Here is a 21422-nt window from a genome sequence, read left to right as displayed (position 1 = left end):
CGTGAGTGGCGATTCGGGTTATTGAGGCGTAGGGCAAAGATGGCCTGTTCCTTCGCCCGCCCGCCGACCTCGGGTGTTACGAAAGCCACTTTCGCAACGTTGAAGGTTGCGAAAGTGGCTTTCGCAACGCATCCGGGCCTCCGCCGCCCACGAGACCCGCCGACACCGGTCCGTGAAGGCCTCCTTGAGGGACCCAGAGTCCCTCAAGGAGGCCTTCACGGACTTGGCATCCGACAGGACACCTTTGCCCTACGCCTCAATAGAACCCGAATCGCCACTCACGACCAACCCGACCCAATCCACCCCGCCCCCGGTACCGAAGTCCTGTCATGACACCGGGATCAGGGGTTCATCCGCAGCAGCGGGAGACCCGAGGGCGTGCGGATCTCCAGCGCCTTGATGTCGCCGGTGCGCATCGCGGTGCCGACCACGATGTGCGCGGTGTCCTTGGGCATCGCGCGCCAGGACGCCAGTTCGCTGGTGCCCCCGTCGGCGGCGACGGCGACCAGGATGTAGTCGCCGGTGCGGTTGCCGCCGTAACTGCACGTCATGTCGACCTTCGTGCCGGTGTCCGTGGCGGACATGGCGACCTCGGCGGTCACCGGGTAGTCGCCGAGCGGGGTCATCGGGTCGCCCGCCGCCGCGATCGGCCCGGTCAGGACGACCACGAGCGCGACACCGGCGGCGACGGCGATCCCGGCCGCGGTGGTGGTGATCGCCCGTTGGATCCGTCTTCCCCGGCGGACCCGTTTGAGCACGGCGGGCAGCAGTTCCGGCGAGGGCGCCGGTTCCTCCTCCAGCAGCGCGGGGGCACCGGCTTGGGCGAGCAGGCCGGGGATCCCGGCCAGATCCCGCACGGACGCGGCGCACTCGGCACAACCACGGAGGTGCCGCTCGTACGCGGACCGGTCTTCCGGGGACAACGCACCGAGCACGTAGGCCGCGTCGTAGGTGGCGAAGGGGTCGGTCATTGAGTCACCCCTCTTTCCTCCAATACGAGCCGCAACGCCCGCAGGGCGTAGTGCGTCCGCGACTTGATCGTCCCTTCGGCCACACCCAGCCGCTTCGCCGCGTCGGCGACGGAGTAACCCTGGAAGTAGCACAGGACGAGGACGTCTCGATGCCTCGGCGAGAGTTCGCCGAGGGCTTCGGCGACCAGCCAGCCCTGGACCGCCCGCTCGGTGCCGTCGGTGACCGCCGTTTCGGGCGGTTGACCGGTCACCACCTCCGGATGCGCCTCGGCCGCCCGCCAGTCGTCGATGGCGATCCGTCTCGCCACGGTGAACAGCCAGCCCCGCGCCGATCCCTCGGACTGGTCGAGCACCTTGGCGTTGCGCCAGGCCCGCAGCAGCGTCTCCTGGACGACGTCCTCCGCGCGGACCCGGTCGCCGCTGGTGAGGTGCAGCGCGTAGGACCAGAGCGCCGCGGCGTGCTCGTCGTGCAGAGCCCGCATCAGCCGGTCCTCCGCGAATTCCTTCACCGATCCGTGCTTTCGCGGCCACGGAGCAGCGGGAGGGCGAAGATCACGCAAGCGGCTTCGGTGATCACTCCCCAGAGCTCGGCCTGGGAGGTGAAGCGCTCCGAGACGCCGAAGAACCCGGTGGTCAGCGAGAGCACGTACGCGCCCAGCGTCGCCAAGCCGAACCCGATCGCCGCGAGCGCGGGAAGCCAGTGGTGCCAGGCCAGGACGGCGATCGCGATGACCACGCCCGCGACGACGTTCACCAGGAAGAGCGGTCCGACGACGTCCGTTTCGGACGCCCAGTCCTGCCATACGACGTAATGCACCCACGCCGAGCCGAGCAGGCCCGCCGCCACCACCGCCCGCAACAACCACCGGATCATGTCCGTATCTCTTTCCGCGTGTTCGGTTCCCCCATGCCCTTGAACACGGAAAAGCGGGCCTCTCGGTTCAATTCCGCACCCGATGGCCGCCGAAATTGAACCGGATGGCCGCCGCGGCCGTGTGTAAGGGCATGACTGCCGAACTCCACTCCCGCCGCACCGTCCTGACCACCGGGGCCGCCGTCGCCGGCGCGGCCGTCGGTGCCGTGGCCCTCACGGCCTGCGGAAGCGACGCCCCGTCGTCCGGCTCGGCCGCCGCACCGCCGGCCTCGGCGCCGGGCGAGACGCTGGCCGCGCTCGCCGACATCGAGGTCGGCCAGGCGAAGGCCGCCAAGACCGCCGACGGCAAGGACGTCATCGTCACCAGGACCGCCGAAGGCACGGCGGCCGCGTTCAGCGCGATCTGCACGCACCAGGGCTGCGCGGTCGTCCCGGCCGGCGCGGAGCTGAAGTGTCCTTGCCACAACTCGATCTTCGACGCGAAGACCGGCGCGGTCAAAAAGGGACCGGCGGACCAGCCGCTGCCCTCGATCGCGGTCAAGGTCGCGAACGGCCAGGTCGTCACGGCCTGACGAACACACGAAAGAGGTCCCTTTAGGACGGAATTCCGTCCTAAAGGGACCTCTTTTGATCCGAAGGTTCAGCTGTCCCAGGTGAAAATCGGGTCGCCCGACTCGACGTCGCCGCCGGTGATCAGTCCGGAAAGGACTTCGGCCTTCGCGTCGAGCGCCACCACGGGCACGATCGGCGAGTAGCCCGCGGCCTTGACCGCGTCGGGGTCCCAGCCGACGACCGGCTGCCCGGCACGGACGGCCTCGCCCTTGACGACGTGGAGGGTGAACCCCTCGCCCTTCTGCTTCACCGTGTCGATCCCGAGGTGGACCAGCACTCCCCGGCCGTCTTCGGTGGCCACCACGAAGGCGTGCGGGTGCAGGGTCACGACGGTCCCGTCGACCGGCGCGACCGCGTCCTGGCGCCCGCCCGAGGGCAGGACCGCGATGCCGGGGCCGACCATCGCCTGCGCGAAGACCGGATCGGGCACTTCGGTCATAGCGGTCGTCTTACCGCTCACCGGGCTGAGGATCTCGAGACTCACAGCAGATCCTCGATGTCACTGGCGATCGTGTCGGCCTCGGGCCCCACGATCACCTGGACACCGGCACCCATGCGCACGACGCCCATCGCGCCGGCGGCCTTCAGCGCCGGCTCGTCGAGCAGGCTCATGTCTTCGAGCTCACAGCGGAGCCGGGTGATGCACCCCTCCACCTCGATGACGTTCTCGGCACCGCCGAGCGCCGCGAGGATCTTTTCCGGCCTGTCATCCGCCATCGCGGTCTCCTTGTTCCCTGTCGGTTTCCCACATGCGAACCAGCTGTACTACGCCGTTCGCCGACTCGCACCCGATCCCTGGCCACGAACGCGTAACGGTGGTTGACACCCGCTCGTGCGACGGAGCATCCTGCCCCATCGGATCATTGGTCTAGACCGGAACGTACCAATCTTCCGGACCAGATGCGAGTACGGGTCACCCAACACGACCGGCCCGAAAGGACGGTGACTGTCATGAGCGCTTCGGCGCAGGTGCCGCCGTCCGACCGTGTGATCAACGGACCGACGCCCAAGCACGCCCAGCTGCGGGAGATTCTGCGCCGCACGGTGGAGCGTGAGCTACCCCCCGGTTCGCCGATCCCCTCGGAACGTGACCTCGCCGAGACCTACCAGGTGTCGCGGCTCACGGTCCGCTCGGCGATCGGCAAGCTGGTCGAAGAAGGACTCCTGTCGCGCGTGCGCGGCAAGGGGACCTTCACCGCCGCCAGGCGGATGGAACTGCAGCTCTACCTGATGTCCTTCACCGAGGACATGCGCCGTCGCGGAATGACCCCGACCACGGAGGTCGTCAAGACCGCCACCGAGGTCCCGCCCGCTCCCTCGGCGCACGCCCTCGGTCTGACCGCCGGGACCCCGGCACACCGGCTGGTACGGCTCCGCCGTGCCGACGGGGTGCCGCTGGCGGTCGAACGCGGGTGGTATCACGCGGGCCGGATGCCCGGTCTGCTCGACCTCGATCTCACCCGATCGTTGTACGTCCAACTCGCCCAGTCGTACGACCTGCGCCCGGACCACGCTTGGCAGACGGTCTGGGCCGAATCCGCGGACCGCGAAACGGCACGCCTGCTCGGCATGCGCGCCGGCAGTCCGCTCCTTGTCTTCCGCCGGGTCTCCAGCGTCAACGGGGAACCGATCGAAGACATGACTTCCTGGTACCGGGGCGATCACTACCAGGTCACCATGCAGCTGGACCGGAACACCCCGGATTCCGGTCAACATCCTCACTACGGAGGTACCCGATGAGCTCCACCACCGCGGAGGGGGCGAAGGGCAAAGGCAAGGGACTGGCCGGGCTTCAGCGCTTCGGCCGCAGCCTCATGCTTCCCATCGCCGCCCTGCCCGCCGCCGCGCTCCTGTCCAGGCTCGGTCAGCCCGACCTGCTCGGCAAGGACGGCCTCGGCTGGGACAAGGCCGCTGCGGCCATCGGCGCGGCGGGCGACTCGCTGTTCAACTGGCTGCCGCTCCTGTTCGCGGTGGGTATCGCTGTCGGGTTCGCCCGGAAGAGCGACGGTGCCACGGGCCTCGCGGCCGTCGTCGGCTTCTTCGTCTTCACCAGCGTCCTTCGCGTCTTCGCACCGTTTGAAGAGCTTCCCGGCTGGGACCCCGAAAAGCCCGCCGGCCTGATGCTCAACCCGATCAAATGGCCCTACAGCGTGCTGGCCGGTGTGATCGTCGGTCTCGTCACCGCGCTGCTGTGGCAGAAGTTCTACCGCATCAAGCTGCCGCCGTACCTGGCCTTCTTCGGCGGCCGCCGGTTCGTGCCGATCATCACCGCCCTGGTGCTGCTGGTCCTCGCGGTGCCGCTGGGCCTGGTCTTCCACTGGGTCAACGACGGCATCCAGGCCGCCGGTGAAGCGGTCACCGGCGCGCCCGTGGTCGGTGGCGGTATCTACGGCTTCCTCAACCGGCTCCTGATCCCGGTCGGTCTGCACCAGCTGCTGAACGTGCCGGTGTGGTTCATCTTCGACGGTGGCGACCTGACCCAGTTCTTCAAGGGCGACCCGACCCGCGGCACCTTCATGACCGGGTTCTTCCCGATCTTCATGTTCGCCATCCCCGCCGCGGCGCTGGCGATCTGGCAGAGCGCGAAGCCCAGCCAGAAAAAGATCGTCGGCGGTGTGATGATCGCCGGTGCGCTGACCTCGTTCCTGACCGGTGTCACCGAGCCGATCGAGTTCTCGTTCATGTACGTCGCGTGGCCGCTGTACCTGATCCACGCGGTCCTGACCGGTACCTCGCTGGCGCTGGTGAACGCGCTCGACATCCACCTCGGCTTCGGGTTCTCGGCCGGTGCGATCGACTTCGGGCTCAACTTCAGCCACCCGGCGGCGAGCAGCAACGTCTGGCTGCTCATCCCGATCGGCCTGGCCTACGCGGTCGTCTACTACGTGATCTTCCGTTTCGTGATCACCAAGTGGAACCTGCGGACCCCGGGACGCGAGGACGACGCGATCGAAGCCGATCTCGAAGCCACCGCGGCGAAGCCCGTCAAGTAGTTTCAGCTCAGAAGAACAAAGGCACGAAAGGGAAAGAACATGCCGGAGAAACGCGTCACCGTGGCCAGCAAGGTGGGCCTGCACGCCAGGCCCGCGGCGACGGTCGCCAAGGCGGCCGCGGCGCAGCCCGTCGCGGTGAACATCGCCAAGGCGGGCGGCGACCCGGTCGCGGCCGGCAGCGTGCTGAACCTGATGACGCTCGCCGCCGGTTTCGGCGACGAGGTCATCATCAGTGCCGAGGGTGAAGGCGCCGAGGCGGCCGTCGAGGCCATCGCCGAGCTGGTGGCGACGGACCTCGACGCCTGATCCCCATCCCTGCGAAGCCCGGGCCGCCCCGACCGGCCCGGGCTTCGTAGGGTGTTGGCATGGAAAGCGTGCGCGAGATCGAACAGTGGCCGGTGGACAACGCCGCCACGGCCGTGGTGACCGCCGCCGGTGACGTGCTGGGCACGCACGGCGACCCGACGAAGGTGTACCGGCTGGCGTCGGTGACCAAACCGCTCACCGCCTACGCCGCGCTGATCGCCATCGAAGAGGGCGTCGTCGAACTCGACACCCCCGCCGGGCCGGAGGGCTCCACGATCCGGCATCTGCTCGCGCACACCTCGGGCCTGGCCTTCAACGAGCACAAGCCGATGGCCGCGCCGGGCAACCGCCGCCTGTACTCCAACGCCGGGTTCGAGCAGCTCGCCGACGCGCTCACCGAACATTCCGGTATCCCCTTCGCCGACTACCAGGCGGAGGCGCTTTTCCAGCCGCTGGGCATGAAGTCGACCAAGCTGACCGGTTCCCCCGCCTCCGGCGCGGAGTCCACTGTGGACGACCTGGTCGCTTTCGCCGCCGAATTGCAGGCCCCGAAACTCATCGCCGCCGAAACGGTGCGCGAGGCGACTTCCGTGGTCTTCCCCGGGCTTTCCGGCGTCCTGCCGGGCTTCGGCCACCAGAAGCCGAACGACTGGGGCCTCGGGTTCGAGATCCGCGACCACAAGAGTCCACATTGGACAGGCTCGTCGAGCTCGCCGCGGACGTTCGGCCACTTCGGGCAGTCCGGCACGTTCCTCTGGGTCGATCCCGACGCCGGTGCCGCCTGTGTCGCGCTCACCGATCGCGCTTTCGGCCCGTGGGCGGCCGAGGTGTGGCCGCCTTACACCGACGCCGTGCTCTCGGAGCTGCGCGGCCTCACTCCATGACGCGGACCGGCGAACCCGCCTGGAAGGCCGCGATGTCCTCGACCGCATCACGGTAGAAGATCTCGTAGGCCTCCCGGGTCACGTAGCCGATGTGCGGGGTGAGCACGACGTTGTCCAGCGTCCGCAGCGGATGTCCGGACGGCAACGGCTCGACGTCGTACACGTCCAGCGCGGCGACCGCGATCTCCTTGCGGCGCAAGAAGTCCACCAGGGCGGCTTCGTCCACGATCGGGCCGCGCGAGGTGTTGACCAGCATCGCCGTCGGCTTCATCGCGGCGAGTTCGGCCGCGCCGACCAGCCCCCGGCTGCGGTCGCTGAGCACCAGGTGCACCGAGAGGACGTCCGCGCGGGCGAACAGCTCGTCCTTCGACACCGCCGTCACGCCGTGGGGGTCGGCCTTCTCCTGCGTCAGGTTCTGGCTCCACGCGATGGTCTCCATGCCGAACGCCTGGCCGATCCTGGCCGCGCCGGCGCCGAGCCTGCCGAGGCCCAGCAGCCCGAGGGTCTTGCCGGACAGGATCGTGCCGACCGTCGTCTGCCAGCCGCCTTCGCGCATGTTCTTCGACTCCACCGGCACGTTCCGCGCGGCGGCGAGGATCAGCGCCCAGGTGTGCTCGGCGGCGGGGGCCGCGATGTACCCGGTGGAGGAGACGACCACGCCGTTGCGCCGGGCGGCGGCGACGTCGATCGCGGCGTTGCGGTGGCCGGTGCTCACCAGCAGCCTGAGCGCGGGCAGCCGGTCGAGCACCTCGGCGGGGAAGCGGGTGCGTTCTCGCATCGCGACCACGACCTCGAAGTCCCGCAGGCGGGCCACGACGTCGGCGGGGTCCGCGAACGGCTTCGTGAACACCTCGATCTCGGCGCCGAGGGAGTCCCAGTCCCCGAAACCGAGCGCCACTTCCTGGTAGTCGTCGAGAATCGCGATCTTCATCCCCTCAGGCTAGTTCAGCTCTTTCGAAGAAACCGGACGGCGGGAACTCTGGTTCCATGGCGGCGAGGTGTATCTCGAGCAGAGGAGAGGGATGGACGACGGCGAGATCTTGGCCTGGACCGAGACGGCACGGCTGAGCTTCGCGGAACTGCTGGAAGGCCTGGACGAGAAGGACTGGTCGGCGAAGACCCTGTGTACGGAATGGACGGTTCACGCGCTGGCCGCCCATCTGGCGCAGACCACCAGGAACCGGCTCAAGGACACCCTCGTCGGCATCGTCAAGGCCAGAGGGAACTGGGACCGGATGAACGTCGACCAGGCCATCGCCTACGGCACCCGGTTCTCCCCCGCCGAACTCGTCGCCCAGATCCGCGAGGACGCCGGATCACCGCGCCGCTCGCCCGGCGCGAAACCGATCGACCCGCTCGCGGACGTGCTGATCCACGGCCAGGACGTCGCCCGACCGCTCGGCATCGCCAGGCCGATGCCGGAGAAGCCGGCGATCGCCTCGCTGGAGCACCTTCTCGTCAGCCCGTTCTGGGGTGCCAAGAAGCGCTGCCGGGATCTCCGGCTGATCGCCACCGACGCCGAGTGGTCCGGCGGAGCGGGCTCCGAAGAGGTCCGGGGCCCGCTCGTCGACCTGCTCCTGGCCGTGAGCGGCCGGAGCGCCGGCCTGGCCGCGCTCAGCGGCCCGGGCGCCGCGCTGCTCGGCGCCCGCTGAGGGTCACCAGCGCGGGACGAACACGTCGACCCGCACCAGGTGATGGTCCGAGGCGTCGTTGAGCCGGGCCAGCGGCGAATCGGGCAGCGGCCAGAACACCTCGGCGCGCCAGGGGAACAGGCCCTTGGACGGCAGGACGTAGTCGATCCGCAGGTTCCCCGGCGCGTTGTCGTTGAAGTCTCCGGTGTCGAAGTAGGGGTCGCCCTTCTGGCCGATGTTGGCACCGGCCTGGTCCTGAGCCGCCCGTACGCCGCCTTCGCTGCCCGGGCGGGTCTCGATGACGCGCGGTGCGTTCAGCAGGCGTGAGATCGCGCCGGGGACGCTGTCGCCGTCGAGCGGGTCGGAGTTGTGGTCGCCGGCGATGACGAACTTCTCGTGCGCGCCCAGCCCGCCGCGGCGGCCTCGGTCGTCGTAGATGTAGCGGCCCTTGCCCGGGGTCACGTAGTCCGCCCAGAAGCGGATCTCGTCGTTGTTGCGGGTGCCGTTGCGGTCTTCGGGACCGTCGAAGGTGGGCGGGGTCGGGTGCGCGGCCAGGAAGTGCACGGTCGAGCGGCCGACGCGGACCGGGACGTCCCAGTGGGACTTCGACGACAAGCGCAGCACGTCGAGCGCCTGCGGCGAGTACCAGTCGTTCGGCGCCGGCGTGGCCGGGTCGTCCGGCAGCAGCGCGCCCGGCATGTCCTTCCAGAGGAACTTCTGGAAGGTCCGCACGCTCTGGGTGTCGATCGGGTACTTGGACAGCACGAGCATGCCGTACTGGCCCTCGAAGAGGCCGAAACCGTGCGCGTCGTTGCCGCCGCCGACCTTGCCGTCGCGGTCGAGGTCGAAGCCGGTGGCGACGCCGGTGTTGGACGGCGCGGTGAAGGCGTACGGGTAGTCGATCGGCGCCGCGCCGTTCTGGCCGCGCTTCAGATAGTTCTCGCGGAACAGGTCCGCGGCGCGGTTGTCCGGCACGTAGTCGAACTCGTTGATCAGCAGTACGTCGGGCCGGTTGCGCTGGATCACCTCGGCGACCTCGTTCGCCTGCGCGTTGCCCGGCTGCGACAGGTCGGTCACCAGCTGACCGGCGGCGCCGCGGTTGAGCGAAGCATTGAACGTCGCGAAGCGGACGTTCTGCCCGACGGTGGCTTCCGCCGGGGTGGCGGCCAGCAGCGTCCCGGCCAGCAGGGCGCCCGATGTGAGCACGGCGGCGAAGCGTTTCACGGTCTTACCTCCCAGAGTCGTTGCGACCTTACGCACCGACCGTGGCCGCAGGGGTGAGCTTCAGGTGAACAGCATCTCTTGAACGCGTTCAAAATCTGCGCTACGGTTCCTCTTGAACACGTTCAAAAAGGAGGTCCCCATGCAACCCGTAGTCGTGGCCTACGCGCTCTATCTGGCCATCACCGTCCCCCTCACCGTCCTGGTCGCCCGCACCCTGAGCAGGCACGGCAAGACGTTCCTGGAGGACGTCTTCCAGGACAAGCAGGCGCTGGCGCATTCGGTCAACCAGCTGCTCGTCGTCGGGTTCTACCTGGTCAGCCTGGGTTTCGTGACCCTGTTCCTGACCAGCAACGACACCGTCCTCGACGCGCGCGACGTCTTCGAGATGGTGTCGGTCAAGGTCGGCACCGTGGCGCTCGTGCTCGGCGTGATGCACGTCGGGAACGTGCTGGTGTTCAACGGCATCCGGCGCAAGCACCTCAACCACGTCACCCCGCGGCCCGCACCGGCTCCGCAGCCCTACCCCGGCTACCCGGCGCCCGCTCCGCACCCGGCACCTTGACCGGATAACGTGCAGTGGTGGCGAAGAGTGAGGAAACCAGGTCGCTGATCGTGGCGACCGCGTTGCGGCTGTTCGCGGAGAACGGCTACGACCGCACGACCATGCGGGCCATCGCGGGCGAGGCCGGCGTGTCGGTCGGGAACGCCTACTACTACTTCGCCTCGAAAGACCAGCTGATCCAGGGTTTCTACGATGAGATCGCCAAAGGGCACCTGACGATGGCGCGCCAGGCGATCGAAGGTGAGCGGGACTTCAGCGAGCGGCTCAAGACGGTCCTGCTCACCTGGCTCGACGTCGCCGAGCCGTACCACCGCTTCGGCACCCAGCTCTTCGTCAACGCCGCCGACCCGGAATCGCCGCTGAGCCCGTTCAGCGAGGAATCGACGCCCGCGCGGGAGGCTTCCGTCGGCCTGATGCGCGACGTCATCGCCGATTCCGACGCCAAACTCGACCCGGACCTGCGCGACGAACTGCCCGATCTGCTGTGGCTGTACCAGATGGGGGTCGTGCTGTTCTGGGTCCACGATCGCTCTCGCGGCCAGAAACGCAGCCGCGTGCTGGTGGAACGGACGGTGCCGCTGATCGCGCGGCTGGTGGGGCTTTCGCGGCTGCGGGTGCTGCGGCCGGTCAGCCGGGAGATCGTCTCGCTGATCCGGGATCTCTCGAAACGGGACGACGCCGCCCCGGACCGCGATTAGTCCTCTGAATGGGCTGCGGGGGTCGTGGCCCTCCGGATACCCCGGCGATCATGTTGCGAAAGCCACTTTCGCAACCTTCAGCGTTGCGAAAGTGGCTTTCGCAACCAACGCACGCCGTGCCCCGAAACCCACCGGCCAAGGGGTCAGCGTCCCCAATGCCTCATTCGGGACGCTGAGCGTCTCGAATGAGGCATTGGGGACATCACGGAGGACCGGATGAGCCGCGATTAAGCGCGTTCAGAGGACTAAACGCGGGACTCGCGGACGGTCTTGAAGTACAGGAACTGCGGCTGAGTCCGCAGTTTCGCGTACCAGCGCGGGTCGGAGTCGGCGATCGTCTCCTCCGGCATCGGCTCCACCAGCCTGTCGACGGCGAACCCGCCGTCCCGCACCGCGCCGAACGTCCAGCTCAGCGGCCGCCGGTAGAACTGGACCTTCTGCCGGTACTCCCCCAGCGGGAACTCGTCGTCGAGCAGTTCCAGCTGGAAGTAGTTCTCCTTGCCGAACCAGCGCCAGTCCTCACCGGGATGGTGCACCGAGAACACCAGCAGCCCGCCCGGCTTCAGCACCCGCCGGAACTCCGCCAGCGCCGGCGCCCACTCCTTCAGGTAATGCAGTACCAGCGACGCCGTGATGACGTCGATCGACGCGTCTTCGAGGAACGTCAGCGGCCTGCTGACATCGGCCGTCTCGAACTTCGCGACGTCCCCGAACTTGTCCTTGGCGACGGCGACCATGCCCTCGCTGGCGTCGACGCCCAGGACGTCCGCGCCCCTCTCGGCGAGCAGCGCGCTCAGGTGTCCCGCCGCGCAGCCGACGTCCAGCACCCGCTTGCCCGCCACGTCCCCGGCCAGTTCGACGATGGCGGGGCGGTCGTAGTGGGCGTTGGTGCTGCTGGTCTCGGCGTGCGCCGCGTAGAGCCGGGCGAACCCGTCGTACTGGGCGGCGCGCGCCCGTTCGATGATCTCGTCGATCACCTCGGTCTTGGCGTCGGCGTACTGCTGGATGTACTTCCAGGTGCGCGACGCCAGTTCGCGTTTCTTGGCCTCGTACAGCTTCAGCTCGTCCTCGTGCGCGATCAACCGTTCGCGAAAGAGGCGATAACGCTCGGCCTGGCCGTTGTCCGGCGAATAGACGTGCAGGTTGATGTTCGTGTCCGGACCTTTGAAGCAGCGGTGCTTCTCCCATTCCGGCTCGCGGATGACGAGCGTGTAGCCCTCGGCCGCCAACCGCGGCAGATACGTGTCCTCGTCGTTCGAATCCGCGACGATCAGCATGATGTCGATGATCGGTTTCGCGCAGAGTCCCGGGACCGATGTGGAGCCGACGTGCTCCAGGACCAGCGCGCGTTCTCCCAGGATTCCCCTGATGCGCTTGGCTTCCCGTTCGAACAGCCGGGGCCACTCCGGATCGTATTCGGCCAGGGTGACGGTGGAATTCAGCACCGGAGCCTGACCGACCCACGAGTCGTGGATGTCCTCTTCGGTGTAGTCGTCTCGATCGGGTTTGGACATGGATCCCCCTAGTGTTCCAACTGCAGGCAGTCGACCAGATTATCGAATCCGGGAGATCTTGTCAGGGGTTTCGCTCAAAGAATCGGCAGAGGAAGGATCCCGCCGGTCGCCTCGCGCAGCGCGTCCCGCATTTCGGCCTGCGGCGCCGGCTGTCCGGTGAAGTATTCGGATTGTCCGAAAGCCTGATGCAGCAACATGTCCAACCCCGTCGCCAGCCGCCCGCCCCGGTCGGCGACGGCCTCGGCGAGCGCGGTCGGCCAGGGGTGGTAGATGACGTCGAGGACGCAGCCGATCCCGGCCAGCTCCGTCAGATGTGGCCGGACGGCGTCCGGGGGCACGGTGTTCACCAGCACCGCCGAGTCCGCGGCGACCTTCCCGAAGTCGGTGTCGGCCCAGCGCAGGACCTCGACGTCGAGCCCGGCCCGCTGAGCCGCCTCGACCGTTTCCGTCGCCCGCGCGGGATCCCGCACGACGAGCCGGACCGTCCGCACGCCGAGCGCGGCCAGCCCGACGACCGCCGCCGCGGCCGTCCCGCCCGCACCGAGGACGACGGCCCCGTCGTCCGCACCGGGCGTGTACTCCCCCGCGATCCGCAAGGCCTCGGTGACGCCGTCGACGTCGGTGCAGTCGGCCAGCCAGCCGGCTTCCCGGCGCACCAGCGTGTTCGCCGCGCCGACGGCGGCCGCGCGCGGCGTCACCTCGTCGGCGTACTCCAATGCGGCCCGTTTCCCGGGCATGGTCACCGAGAAGCCGGTCCACTCCGGACCGAGAGCGTCTACGAACGCGGGCAGCCCGGGACTGTCCATCTCGACCCGCTCATAGGTCCAGCCGTCCAGCCCCAGGGCGCGAAAAGCGGCGCCGTGCAGCACGGGTGACAGGGAGTGTTCGACCGGTTTCCCGAGGATCGCGGCCTTGCGTTTAGTAGACACCGCGCCTCTGTGCGTCCAGCTTGGCCTTGTTGTGCTCGTCGTTCGTCACCGTGAAGCAGGAGAGTCCGTTCTTCTCGCATTTGACGAAGAACAGCCACTCCCCCGCCGCCGGCTTCAGCGCGGCCTGGATCGCCTCCGCGCTCGGGACCGCGATCGGCGTCGGGGTCAGGCCGACCGACTTGTAGGTGTTGTAGACGCCCGCTTTTTCCCGTTCCTCGGGTTTGGTCAGCAGGGTCGGCCGGTCGAGGACGTAGTTGACCGTCGAGTCCATCTCGAGCCGCATCTTCTTGTCGAGCCGGTTGTAGACGACCCGCGAGATCTTCCCGAAGTCGGCCTTCACCGCCTCGCGTTCGATGATCGAGGCGATGACGAGCGTCTCGTACGGCGTCTTGCCCTCGCCCTTCGACTGGTCGCTGAGCCCGGCGTCGAGGATGCGCTTCGCCGAGGTCGTCACGACGTCGGTGAGCAGTTCTTCGGCCGTCCATCCGGGCTTGACGTTGAAGATGCCCGGGGCGATGAGCCCTTCGAGCCGCCGGTCCTTGTGCTCGGCGTTGGTGGCGGCCTCGACCGCCCACGACGGCACGCCCAGTTTCGCCACATCCGCGGTCTCGATCGTCTTTTTCAGTTCCTCGACCGGGATACAGGTGCTCGTGCCGTTCAGGTCGGCGCAGGAAGCCTTGGACAGCAACGTGTACACCCCGGGCGTCTTTTTGCCGTCGGGCTGGGTGATGTCGTGGAACTGGGTGTACGGCCGGATCTCGACCTGGCCGACCTTCGTCGCGGGCGCGATCATCTTCTCGACCGCGCTGGCGCCGGACATCTTCGTCTTCATGACGTAGTAGCCCTGCTGGAGCCGCGAGACGGCGGTGTTGTCCTCGCCCGCCTTCACGAACGCCTTGCCGCTGGCGACCACCCCGGCCGCCTGGAGCCGGTTGCCGATCGCCGACGTCGAGTCGCCCTTCTCCACCTGGACGAGGACGTCGCTCTCGCCGGTGCCTTCGTAGTCGTCGTAGCCGAAGATCTCGGTGAAGCCGTAGTAAGCGCCGCCGGCGAGCAGGACGAGCACGGTCAGCGCGGCGATCCAGCCCAGCGCGCGCTTCTTCTTGCGCTTCTTGGGCGGAGGCCCTTGGCGTTCCGGCCGTTCGTCCTCGATGCGCTCGGGCTCGGCGCGGTCTTCGTCGTCGAAATCCCGCTCGTCTTCGTAATCCTCGTAGTCGTCGTACTCGTCATAGTCGTCGTACGCGTCTTCGCCGAAGATCTCGTTGTATTCCTCTTCGCTGCCCTGAGGCGGCGGAGGAGCGGCGCCGGGACGCCGGGCCAGCGGCGCTTCCTGGATCGCGGGGATGATGTCGGTCGGCCGCTCGTCCGGGAGCGGGCCGTCATCCTCCTCGCGGCGCCTGCGGCGGCCGGGACGAGGCGGCTCGTCCTGCGCGTACGCGGGTACGCCAAGACCCCGGTCACCCGGCTGGGGGGACCGCCGCTGAGGTGCGGGAGGCGGTGGTGGCTGCTGTGGTGGCGGGGCCGCGGGTTCCATGGCCCGCCGGTGCGGGGCCGGACGCTGCGCACGAGGCGGCGGATCGTCGGCGGCCGCCCGGCGCGCACGCGGAGGCGGCGGCTCATCCGGGGACCGGCGAGCGCGAGGCGGCGGTTCTTCCGCCGAACGCCGTACACGCGGCGCGGGCGGGGCCTCGGGGGGTTCCTCCCGGATGTGCCGTCGGCCCGTCGGCTGGGGTTCGGGCCTGCGACGGGGCGGGGCCGGTGGCGGACTGGCCTCTTCAGGCTCCCGCAACCTTCGTCTACCGCCCTGACGGCGTTCGGGCCGGCCGTGGGGCTCGGTCATGTGTCGCCCTTCCGTGCGCGATGTGCCGCTACCGCGTCGATCCACGCCTGCAGGATCTCGACCGCGGCCGCCTGATCGACGACGGCACGTTGCTTACGTCCCTTCACCCCACGCTGCGACAGCATCCTGGATGCCGTCACCGTGGTCAACCGCTCGTCGGCCAGCCGCACCGGCACCGGAGCGATCCTCGCGGCGACCTTTTCGGCGTAGTCGAGCGCCGCTTCGGCCGCCGGACCGTGACGGTCCTTGAGCGTCCGCGGCAGCCCGACGACGACTTCGACCACGTCGTGTTCCGTGACGAGCTCGACGAGCTGGTCGACGTCCTTGTCGCCAGTCACGTCGCGAGTGAGGGTAACGAGCGGGCTCGCGAGGATGGGGTCGGGATCGCTCAGCGCGATCCCGACCCGGACGGATCCGACATCCACCCCGAGCCGCCTGCCGCGCCCCGGATCGGACTCTCCGGGCCGATCCGGGCGCCGCTGAAGGGCGTCGTCAGCCAACTTCGGCGACCGCCGCGCGCAGTGAGGCGATGGCCTGCTCGGCCCCGGCCGGGTTCGTGCCGCCGCCCTGGGCCATGTCCGGCTTGCCGCCGCCGCGGCCACCGATCGCCTCGGCGAAGGACGGGACGAGCTTGCCCGCCGCGATGCCCTTCTCCTGCGCCGCCTTGGTGGTGGCGACGACGAAGGCGACCTTCTCGCCCTGCGGGGCGAACAGCGCGACGATGCCGGGACGGTTTCCGAGCCTGCCGCGGATGTCCTGCGCAAGCGCGCGCAGACCGTTCGAGTCGACGCCCTCGCCGAGCTTCTCCGCGACGACCGCGATCCCGCCGATGTCCTCGGCCTTGTCGGCGAGCGAGCCCGCCGACCCGAGCACCTGCTGGGTGCGCAGCTGCTCGATCTCCTTCTCGGCGTTCTTGAGCCGGGTGAGCACGTCGTCGATCCGCGACGGCAGCTGCTCCGACGGCACCTTGAAGGTGTTCGCGAGCTGCGAGACGAGCAGCTGCTCCTTGCGGACGTACTTGAGCGCGTCCGTGCCGACCAGCGCCTCGACGCGGTGCACGCCGGAACCGATGGACGAGTCGCCCACCAGTTTCACCAGGCCGAGCTGGCCGATGCGGCCGACGTGGGTGCCACCGCAGAGTTCGCGGGAGTACTCGCCCATGTCGACGACGCGGACGTCGTTGCCGTACTTCTCGCCGAAGAGCGCGACCGCGCCCAGTTCGAGGGCCTTGTCCTTCGTGGTGACGAAGGTGTTCACCTCGACGTTGGTCTGGAGGTAGTCGTTGACCTCCTCCTCGACCTCGGTCAGCACGTCGGCGGAGACCCCGCCGGAGGTGGTGAAGTCGAATCGCATCCGGCCCGGCGAGTTCAGCGAACCGGCCTGCGCCGCGCGCTTGCCGTACGCGCCGCGCACGGCCGCGTGGACCAGGTGCGTCGCGGAGTGCGACCGCTCGATGGACAGACGGCGGTGCTGGTCGACCGAACCGGTCAGCGTGCTGCCGACGCCGACCTCGCCGTCGACGACCTCGACGCGGTGCACGAACAGGCCCGGCACGATCTTCTGCACGTCGTGGACCTTGAGCTCGACGCCGTCGCCGAGCAGCACGCCGGTGTCGGCGACCTGGCCACCGCTCTCGGCGTAGAACGGCGTGCGGTCCAGGACCAGCTCCGCCTTCTTGCCCGCGCCGACGCTGCGTACCGGGACGCCGTCTTCCAGCAGCGCGACGACCTTCGCTTCGGCCTGGAGGTCGGTGTAGCCGAGGAACTCGGTCTCGCCGCTCTGCTCCAGCACCTTGCGGTACTCGGACAGGTCGCCGTGCCCGGTCTTGCGGGACGCCGCGTCGGCCTTCGCGCGCTGCCGCTGCTCGTTCATGAGCGTGCGGAAGCCCTCTTCGTCGACGGTCAGGCCCTGCTCGGACGCCATCTCGAGGGTCAGGTCGATCGGGAAGCCGTAGGTGTCGTGCAGCTGGAACGCCTTGTCCCCGGCCAGCAGCGAGCCGCCCTCGCGCTTGGTCTCCTCGGCCGCGAGGTCGAAGATGCGCGAACCGCTGGTGAGCGTGGAGAGGAAGGCCTCCTCCTCGACGCGGACGACGTCCTCGATGCGGTCGAAACCGGCGACCAGCTCGGGGTACGTCGGGCCCATCGTGTCGCGGACGACCGCGGCGAAGGCGGGCAGCACCGGCTCGTGCACACCCAGCAGGCGCGCGGAGCGGATGATGCGGCGCAGCAGACGGCGCAGCACGTAACCGCGGCCGTCGTTGCCCGGGGTGACGCCGTCGCCGATGAGCAGCACACCGGTGCGGGCGTGGTCGGCGATGACGCGGAAGCGGACGTCGTCGGTGTGGTCGGAGCCGTAGCGGCGACCGGAGAACTCCTCCGCGCGGCCGATCACCGGGCGGACGAGGTCGGTCTCGTAGACGTTCTCGACGCCCTGCAGGATCGTCGCGACGCGCTCGACACCCATGCCGGTGTCGATGTTCTTCTTCGGCAGCTCACCGATCGGCTTGTGGCCGTGCTTCGGGCTCTTGTCGCCCCGCACGTCCTGCATGAAGACGAGGTTCCAGATCTCGATGTAGCGGTCCTCGTCGGCGACCGGGCCACCCTCGCGGCCGTAGTCGGGGCCGCGGTCGTAGTAGATCTCCGAGCACGGGCCACCGGGACCGGGTACGCCCATGTCCCAGTAGTTGTCCTTGCCGTCACGGGACTGGATGCGCTCGCCGGGCAGGCCGGTGAGCTTCTTCCACAGGCCCGCGGCCTCGGAGTCGTCCTCGTAGACGGTCGCCCAGATGCGCGCCGGGTCGAGGCCGTAGCCGCCCTCGCCCTGGGGCTTGGTGATCAGCTCCCAGGCCGCCTCGATGGCGCCTTCCTTGAAGTAGTCGCCGAAGGAGAAGTTCCCGGCCATCTGGAAGAACGTGTTGTGCCGGGTGGTCTTGCCGACCTCGTCGATGTCCGGCGTGCGGACGCACTTCTGGACGCTGGTCGCGCGCGGGTACGGCGGCGGGGCCTCGCCGAGGAAGTACGGCTTGAACTGGACCATGCCGGCGTTGACGAACAGCAGGTTCGGGTCGTCGAGGATCAGCGGCGCGCTGGGCACGCGCGTGTGTCCCTTGTTCTCGAAATGGCTCAGAAAACGCTGGGTGATTTCGTGTGTTTCCACAGGATCGTCCTTGTATGCGGGCTCGCGTGAAAGCGCGGGGAATGCGGACAGGCCGGAACGGCGGAGGGCCGGGCTCTTTCTGGTCGCGGACGCGACCCGATCAGCCCTCCGCCCGGCGAGCTCGCCGGACCGGGCGACGCGGCTGGGCCGCGTGCCTGCCCGCGGGGCCTTCCGAGGCCGTGCTCAAACCGGTGCGTTCGGACACCATGTCGTGCAGCTCCTGTTCCCGTTCGTTCATCCCGGCGCGGACCTCCGCGCCGAACGAACCGACGGCGCCCGCGAGTTCCCGCACGGCGTCGCCCAGGTTCGAGGCTAACCCCGCCGGAGTGGCCTGGCGAGCGGTTTCCGTCGCTTTGCGTGACAGGGCGACGCCGGCGACGACGCCGACACCGAGCCAGAACAGGCGCTTCATTTGCGGCCCCGCTTCTTCGCCGGGCGCGCGGCCTTCGCTTCCGCCTTCTTACGGCGGGCCTTGATCGCCTTGCTGAGGCCGTAGGACAGCGCGGCCGTCTTCACGAGCGGACCACCGAGCGTCGCGGTGAACACCGACGACAGCGCGGACACGTTGCCGGACACGGCCTGCGCGTTGGCGGTGATGCCGTCGACCCGCTCCAGCTGCGTGTTGACGTGCGTGATCGTCTCGTTCGCGCCGATCAGCAGCGGGTCGGTGTTCTCGTGCGCCTTGCGGATGGCGATCGTGGCCTCGTCCAGGGTCCGGCCGAGCTTGAACAGCACGATCGCCAGCAGCACGACGAGTACGACGAATGCTCCTGCGGCGATCAGCGCGGCGATCTGCCCTGCCGACACGGGCCCTCCTCAAGGGTCTGCGGTCTTGGTGCCCGTGAGGTTACCGCCCCGCCAGCCGTTCAGCGGTGTCACCCCGCCGGACCGTCACTCAGCGCAGTGAAGCGGGGCGGGGAGCGTCGCGAACGACGTTAGCCGTCAAGACGACCTGTTCGGTTCTTGTGCCGTTCACATTGCTGGGATTAGGTCGCCCGCATGCCTGAACTGTCACGCCGTACGTTGCTGGGCGCCACCGGCGCCGCGGCCGCCACCACCCTTCTCCCGCCGTCCGTGCACGCGGCCATGGCCGAACCCATGCGCCGCGGCGGACTCGACGCCATCGAGCACGTGATCGTGCTGATGCAGGAGAACCGGTCGTTCGACCACTACTACGGCAATCTGCGCGGCGTCCGGGGCTTCTCCGACACCCATCCGCTCGAACTGCCGTCCGGGAGATCGGTGTTCGAGCAGCCGAACCCCGCCGGCGGCACGGTGCTGCCGTTCTCGGTGCGCAAGGCGGCCGAGCTGGCGGGGCGGAACGCGGACGACATCCAGTACCTCGGCGACCTCGACCACAGCTGGAACGGCAGCGGCAAGGCGTGGGCGCGCGGCTGGAACAACGGCTGGATCGCGGCGAAGACCCCCGCCACCATGACGTACTACGAGCGCCGCGACATCGCGCTGCAGTACGAACTCGCGGACACCTTCACCATCTGCGACGCCTACCACTGCTCGATCTTCGGCTCGACCAACCCGAACCGGAACTTCCTCTGGACCGGGACCACCGGGTTCGAACCGGGCAGCACGACGAACCGCGCGGTCTCGAACGCGGCGTACTCCTACGACCACGCGGGCTACGACTGGACGACGTACCCGGAGCGGCTCGAAGCGGCCGGGGTGCCGTGGCAGATCTACCAGGAGTGGGACAACTTCACCGACAACGCGGTCGAGTACTTCGTGCCGTTCAAGAAGGTCGGTACGAAGATCCTCGCCTCGGTCGAGCAGAAGTTCCGCACCACCGAGGAGTTCTACGACGAGCTGCTCAAGAAGACCCCCGAGGAGCGCACGAAGCTGCTCGCGCAGTTCGACGCCGGGGTCGCGAAGCTGACGCCCGCCGAGCGGAACCTGTTCAAGAAGGCCATGTACCGCAGCGAGCCGGAGACGCTGGTGACCCGGCTGAAGGCGGACATCCAGGCGCGGCGGCTGCCCGCGGTGAGCTGGCTGGTGCCGTCCGCGAAGGACTCCGAGCACCCCGGCGCGTCCACCCCGGTCGGCAGCGCGAACCTGATCTACCGCGTGCTCGACGCGCTCGCGTCCGACCGTGAGACGTGGTCGAAGACGGTGCTGCTGATCAACTTCGACGAGAACGACGGCTACTTCGACCACGTGCCGCCGCCGATGCCGCCCGGCAACGCGGCGAACGACGCGGACCACTTCAACGGCCAGCCGCTCGGTTTCGGCCCGCGTGTGCCGATGACGGTCGTCTCGCCGTGGTCGATCGGCGGCAACGTCGACTCCACCGTGTACGACCACACCTCGGTGCTGCGGTTCCTGGAGCGCTGGACCGGGATCGGCGAGCCGAACATCAGCAAGTGGCGGCGGACCGTCGCGGGCGACCTCACCGGCGCCTTCGACTTCTCGCGCGCCGGACGCCAGCCGCGGGTGAACCGGCCCGGTCCGGTGCCCGCGCCGATCAGCCGCTGGCGGCCGTCCGCCCCGGCGGAGCAGAGCCTGCCGGTGGGCGAGCCCGGCAACCGGCCGTCGCGTCCGCTGCCGTACCAGGTCTCGGTGTCCGGCGCGGTCGACAAGTCCGGGAATCTGGCGCTCTCGCTGGCCAACAGCGGCTCGTCTTCGGCGCATTTCGCGCTGTACCCGTACAAGGGCGAGTTCCCCGAGCCCGCGCACCGCGACGTCCGCGGCGAGGCGCCGGAAGTCGTTCGCCTGCCCGGTGACGAGTACCGCGTCGTCGTCCAGGGGCCGAACCGGTCCTGGTGGGAGCTGCGCGGGAACCGTCGCGGTGCCGCCGCGGGCGTCGATGTCCGGACGCGGTTCCTGACGTGGCGCTCGGGCGTCGAGTTCAAGCTGTCCAACTCGGGCACTTCGGCGCTGACGCTGCGGCTGTCGTCTTCGCGGTTCACGCGCGTGGTGCGGGTCAGGGCCGGAGGTTCGGTCACCGTGGACTGGCCGGTTTCGGGTGGCTGGTACGACGTTCGCGTGACGGCGGACGGGGATCCGTCGTTCCTGCGGACGCTGACCGCGCGGGTCGAGAACGGACGGTCCGGCGTCTCCTGCTGACGCCCTGGTACATGAAGGCCCCATGGCACTGACTGTGTGGATTTTGGTGCGTTGGACGCACAGAAATCCACACAGTCACGCGTGACCGGCCCAGTCGCGACGGGGTGTGTGGAGATGGGGACGTTGAACGTCCCCATCTCCACACACCCC

Annotated in this window: 22 protein-coding genes and 1 pseudogene; 9 read left to right on the top strand and 14 right to left on the bottom strand. The window is 68.9% G+C overall.

Going from position 1 to position 21422, the window contains the following annotated elements; translation table 11 throughout:
• Positions 1-341: 341 nt before the first annotated feature.
• Genes B0293_RS22305 through B0293_RS22295 form a run of 3 tightly spaced genes read right to left on the bottom strand, consistent with a single transcriptional unit; the run spans position 342 to position 1845 of the window.
• Entirely contained in the window at positions 342-971 is a 630-nt protein-coding gene (locus B0293_RS22305; protein WP_005157234.1) for an anti-sigma factor family protein, read from the bottom strand.
• Positions 968-1480 (bottom strand): sigma-70 family RNA polymerase sigma factor, encoded by a 513-nt coding sequence (locus B0293_RS22300; RefSeq protein WP_005157233.1) that lies wholly within the window; start codon positions 1478-1480, stop codon positions 968-970. The genes B0293_RS22305 and B0293_RS22300 overlap by 4 nt, the downstream gene beginning before the upstream one ends.
• A complete protein-coding gene (locus B0293_RS22295) occupies positions 1477-1845 on the bottom strand; it encodes a hypothetical protein (RefSeq protein WP_005157231.1) in 369 nt (122 codons plus the stop codon). The genes B0293_RS22300 and B0293_RS22295 overlap by 4 nt, the downstream gene beginning before the upstream one ends.
• A gap of 131 nt (positions 1846-1976) precedes the next feature.
• Between B0293_RS22295 and B0293_RS22290 the strand changes: the two genes are divergently transcribed.
• Complete coding sequence (locus B0293_RS22290; protein WP_039917906.1) at positions 1977-2417, top strand: Rieske (2Fe-2S) protein; 441 nt, start codon at positions 1977-1979, stop codon at positions 2415-2417.
• 68 nt (positions 2418-2485) lie between these two features.
• Here B0293_RS22290 and B0293_RS22285 read toward each other — a convergent pair whose 3' ends face one another.
• Both B0293_RS22285 and B0293_RS22280 read right to left on the bottom strand, forming a co-directional pair.
• Positions 2486-2941, bottom strand: coding sequence for a PTS sugar transporter subunit IIA (locus B0293_RS22285; protein ID WP_005157227.1), 456 nt, complete (start codon positions 2939-2941; stop codon positions 2486-2488).
• Positions 2938-3183: pseudogene (locus tag B0293_RS22280) on the bottom strand (glucose PTS transporter subunit EIIB); the annotation flags it as partial. The pseudogene B0293_RS22280 and the gene B0293_RS22285, both read right to left, overlap by 4 nt.
• Positions 3184-3408: 225 nt before the next feature.
• Here B0293_RS22280 and B0293_RS22275 point away from each other — a divergent pair.
• From B0293_RS22275 to B0293_RS22260, 4 genes are read left to right on the top strand one after another with little or no spacing between them, the layout of a single operon-like run.
• Positions 3409-4197, top strand: a complete 789-nt coding sequence (locus B0293_RS22275) for a GntR family transcriptional regulator (protein WP_005157224.1) — start codon at positions 3409-3411, stop codon at positions 4195-4197.
• On the top strand, positions 4194-5450 hold the full coding sequence (locus tag B0293_RS22270; protein WP_005157223.1) for a PTS transporter subunit EIIC: 1257 nt from the start codon (positions 4194-4196) through the stop codon (positions 5448-5450). Before B0293_RS22275 ends, B0293_RS22270 begins: the two co-directional genes overlap by 4 nt.
• A gap of 39 nt (positions 5451-5489) precedes the next feature.
• Positions 5490-5756, top strand: a complete 267-nt coding sequence (locus tag B0293_RS22265; protein WP_005157222.1) for an HPr family phosphocarrier protein — start codon at positions 5490-5492, stop codon at positions 5754-5756.
• 59 nt (positions 5757-5815) lie between these two features.
• The gene (locus tag B0293_RS22260) at positions 5816-6640 is read left to right on the top strand and encodes a serine hydrolase domain-containing protein (protein ID WP_005157221.1); all 825 of its coding nucleotides are present in this window, start codon (positions 5816-5818) and stop codon (positions 6638-6640) included.
• Here B0293_RS22260 and B0293_RS22255 read toward each other — a convergent pair.
• Positions 6630-7571, bottom strand: coding sequence for a D-2-hydroxyacid dehydrogenase family protein (locus B0293_RS22255; protein WP_005157220.1), 942 nt, complete (start codon positions 7569-7571; stop codon positions 6630-6632). The two genes, B0293_RS22260 and B0293_RS22255, sit on opposite strands and share 11 nt — an antisense overlap.
• A 91-nt stretch (positions 7572-7662) precedes the next feature.
• On the opposite strand from B0293_RS22255, the gene B0293_RS22250 reads away from it, so the two are divergent.
• Complete coding sequence (locus B0293_RS22250; RefSeq protein WP_005157219.1) at positions 7663-8292, top strand: maleylpyruvate isomerase family mycothiol-dependent enzyme; 630 nt, start codon at positions 7663-7665, stop codon at positions 8290-8292.
• A gap of 3 nt (positions 8293-8295) precedes the next feature.
• On the opposite strand, the gene B0293_RS22245 is transcribed toward B0293_RS22250, so the two are convergent.
• Positions 8296-9495: an endonuclease/exonuclease/phosphatase family protein gene (locus tag B0293_RS22245; protein ID WP_005157217.1), complete on the bottom strand. Its 1200-nt coding sequence runs from the start codon at positions 9493-9495 to the stop codon at positions 8296-8298.
• Between the two features lie 139 nt (positions 9496-9634).
• Between B0293_RS22245 and B0293_RS22240 the strand changes: the two genes are divergently transcribed.
• Both B0293_RS22240 and B0293_RS22235 read left to right on the top strand, forming a co-directional pair.
• Positions 9635-10057, top strand: coding sequence for a hypothetical protein (locus B0293_RS22240; protein WP_005157215.1), 423 nt, complete (start codon positions 9635-9637; stop codon positions 10055-10057).
• A 17-nt stretch (positions 10058-10074) separates the two neighbouring features.
• Positions 10075-10755: a TetR/AcrR family transcriptional regulator gene (locus tag B0293_RS22235; protein ID WP_005157214.1), complete on the top strand. Its 681-nt coding sequence runs from the start codon at positions 10075-10077 to the stop codon at positions 10753-10755.
• 245 nt (positions 10756-11000) lie between these two features.
• Here the strand turns inward: B0293_RS22235 and B0293_RS22230 are convergent, their stop codons facing one another.
• The 7 genes from B0293_RS22230 to B0293_RS22200 all read right to left on the bottom strand — a co-directional run bounded on the left by B0293_RS22230 (position 11001) and on the right by B0293_RS22200 (position 19001).
• Positions 11001-12269, bottom strand: a complete 1269-nt coding sequence (locus B0293_RS22230; RefSeq protein WP_005157213.1) for a GrpB family protein — start codon at positions 12267-12269, stop codon at positions 11001-11003.
• A gap of 74 nt (positions 12270-12343) precedes the next feature.
• Positions 12344-13174 (bottom strand): shikimate dehydrogenase, encoded by an 831-nt coding sequence (locus B0293_RS22225; protein ID WP_039917904.1) that lies wholly within the window; start codon positions 13172-13174, stop codon positions 12344-12346.
• Between the two features lie 13 nt (positions 13175-13187).
• Positions 13188-14732, bottom strand: a complete 1545-nt coding sequence (mltG, locus tag B0293_RS43960; RefSeq protein ID WP_005157211.1) for an endolytic transglycosylase MltG — start codon at positions 14730-14732, stop codon at positions 13188-13190.
• Positions 14733-15034: 302 nt separating this feature from the next.
• Positions 15035-15538 (bottom strand): Holliday junction resolvase RuvX, encoded by a 504-nt coding sequence (gene ruvX, locus B0293_RS22215; RefSeq protein WP_039917890.1) that lies wholly within the window; start codon positions 15536-15538, stop codon positions 15035-15037.
• Positions 15531-18194 carry an alanine--tRNA ligase gene (gene alaS / locus B0293_RS22210; protein ID WP_005157209.1) on the bottom strand — a complete coding sequence of 888 codons (2664 nt, stop codon included), beginning with the start codon at positions 18192-18194 and terminating at the stop codon, positions 15531-15533. Before alaS ends, ruvX begins: the two co-directional genes overlap by 8 nt.
• A 100-nt stretch (positions 18195-18294) precedes the next feature.
• Complete coding sequence (locus tag B0293_RS22205; RefSeq protein WP_005157208.1) at positions 18295-18606, bottom strand: hypothetical protein; 312 nt, start codon at positions 18604-18606, stop codon at positions 18295-18297.
• Entirely contained in the window at positions 18603-19001 is a 399-nt protein-coding gene (locus tag B0293_RS22200) for a DUF948 domain-containing protein (RefSeq protein ID WP_005157207.1), read from the bottom strand. Before B0293_RS22200 ends, B0293_RS22205 begins: the two co-directional genes overlap by 4 nt.
• A gap of 192 nt (positions 19002-19193) precedes the next feature.
• Between B0293_RS22200 and B0293_RS22195 the strand changes: the two genes are divergently transcribed.
• A complete protein-coding gene (locus B0293_RS22195) occupies positions 19194-21272 on the top strand; it encodes a phosphocholine-specific phospholipase C (RefSeq protein ID WP_005157206.1) in 2079 nt (692 codons plus the stop codon).
• Positions 21273-21422 lie beyond the last annotated feature (150 nt).

Origin of the sequence: Amycolatopsis azurea DSM 43854 (assembly GCF_001995215.1) — a bacterium.
Lineage (GTDB): Bacteria > Actinomycetota > Actinomycetes > Mycobacteriales > Pseudonocardiaceae > Amycolatopsis > Amycolatopsis azurea.
This window is presented reverse-complemented; position numbering and strand designations above follow the sequence as displayed.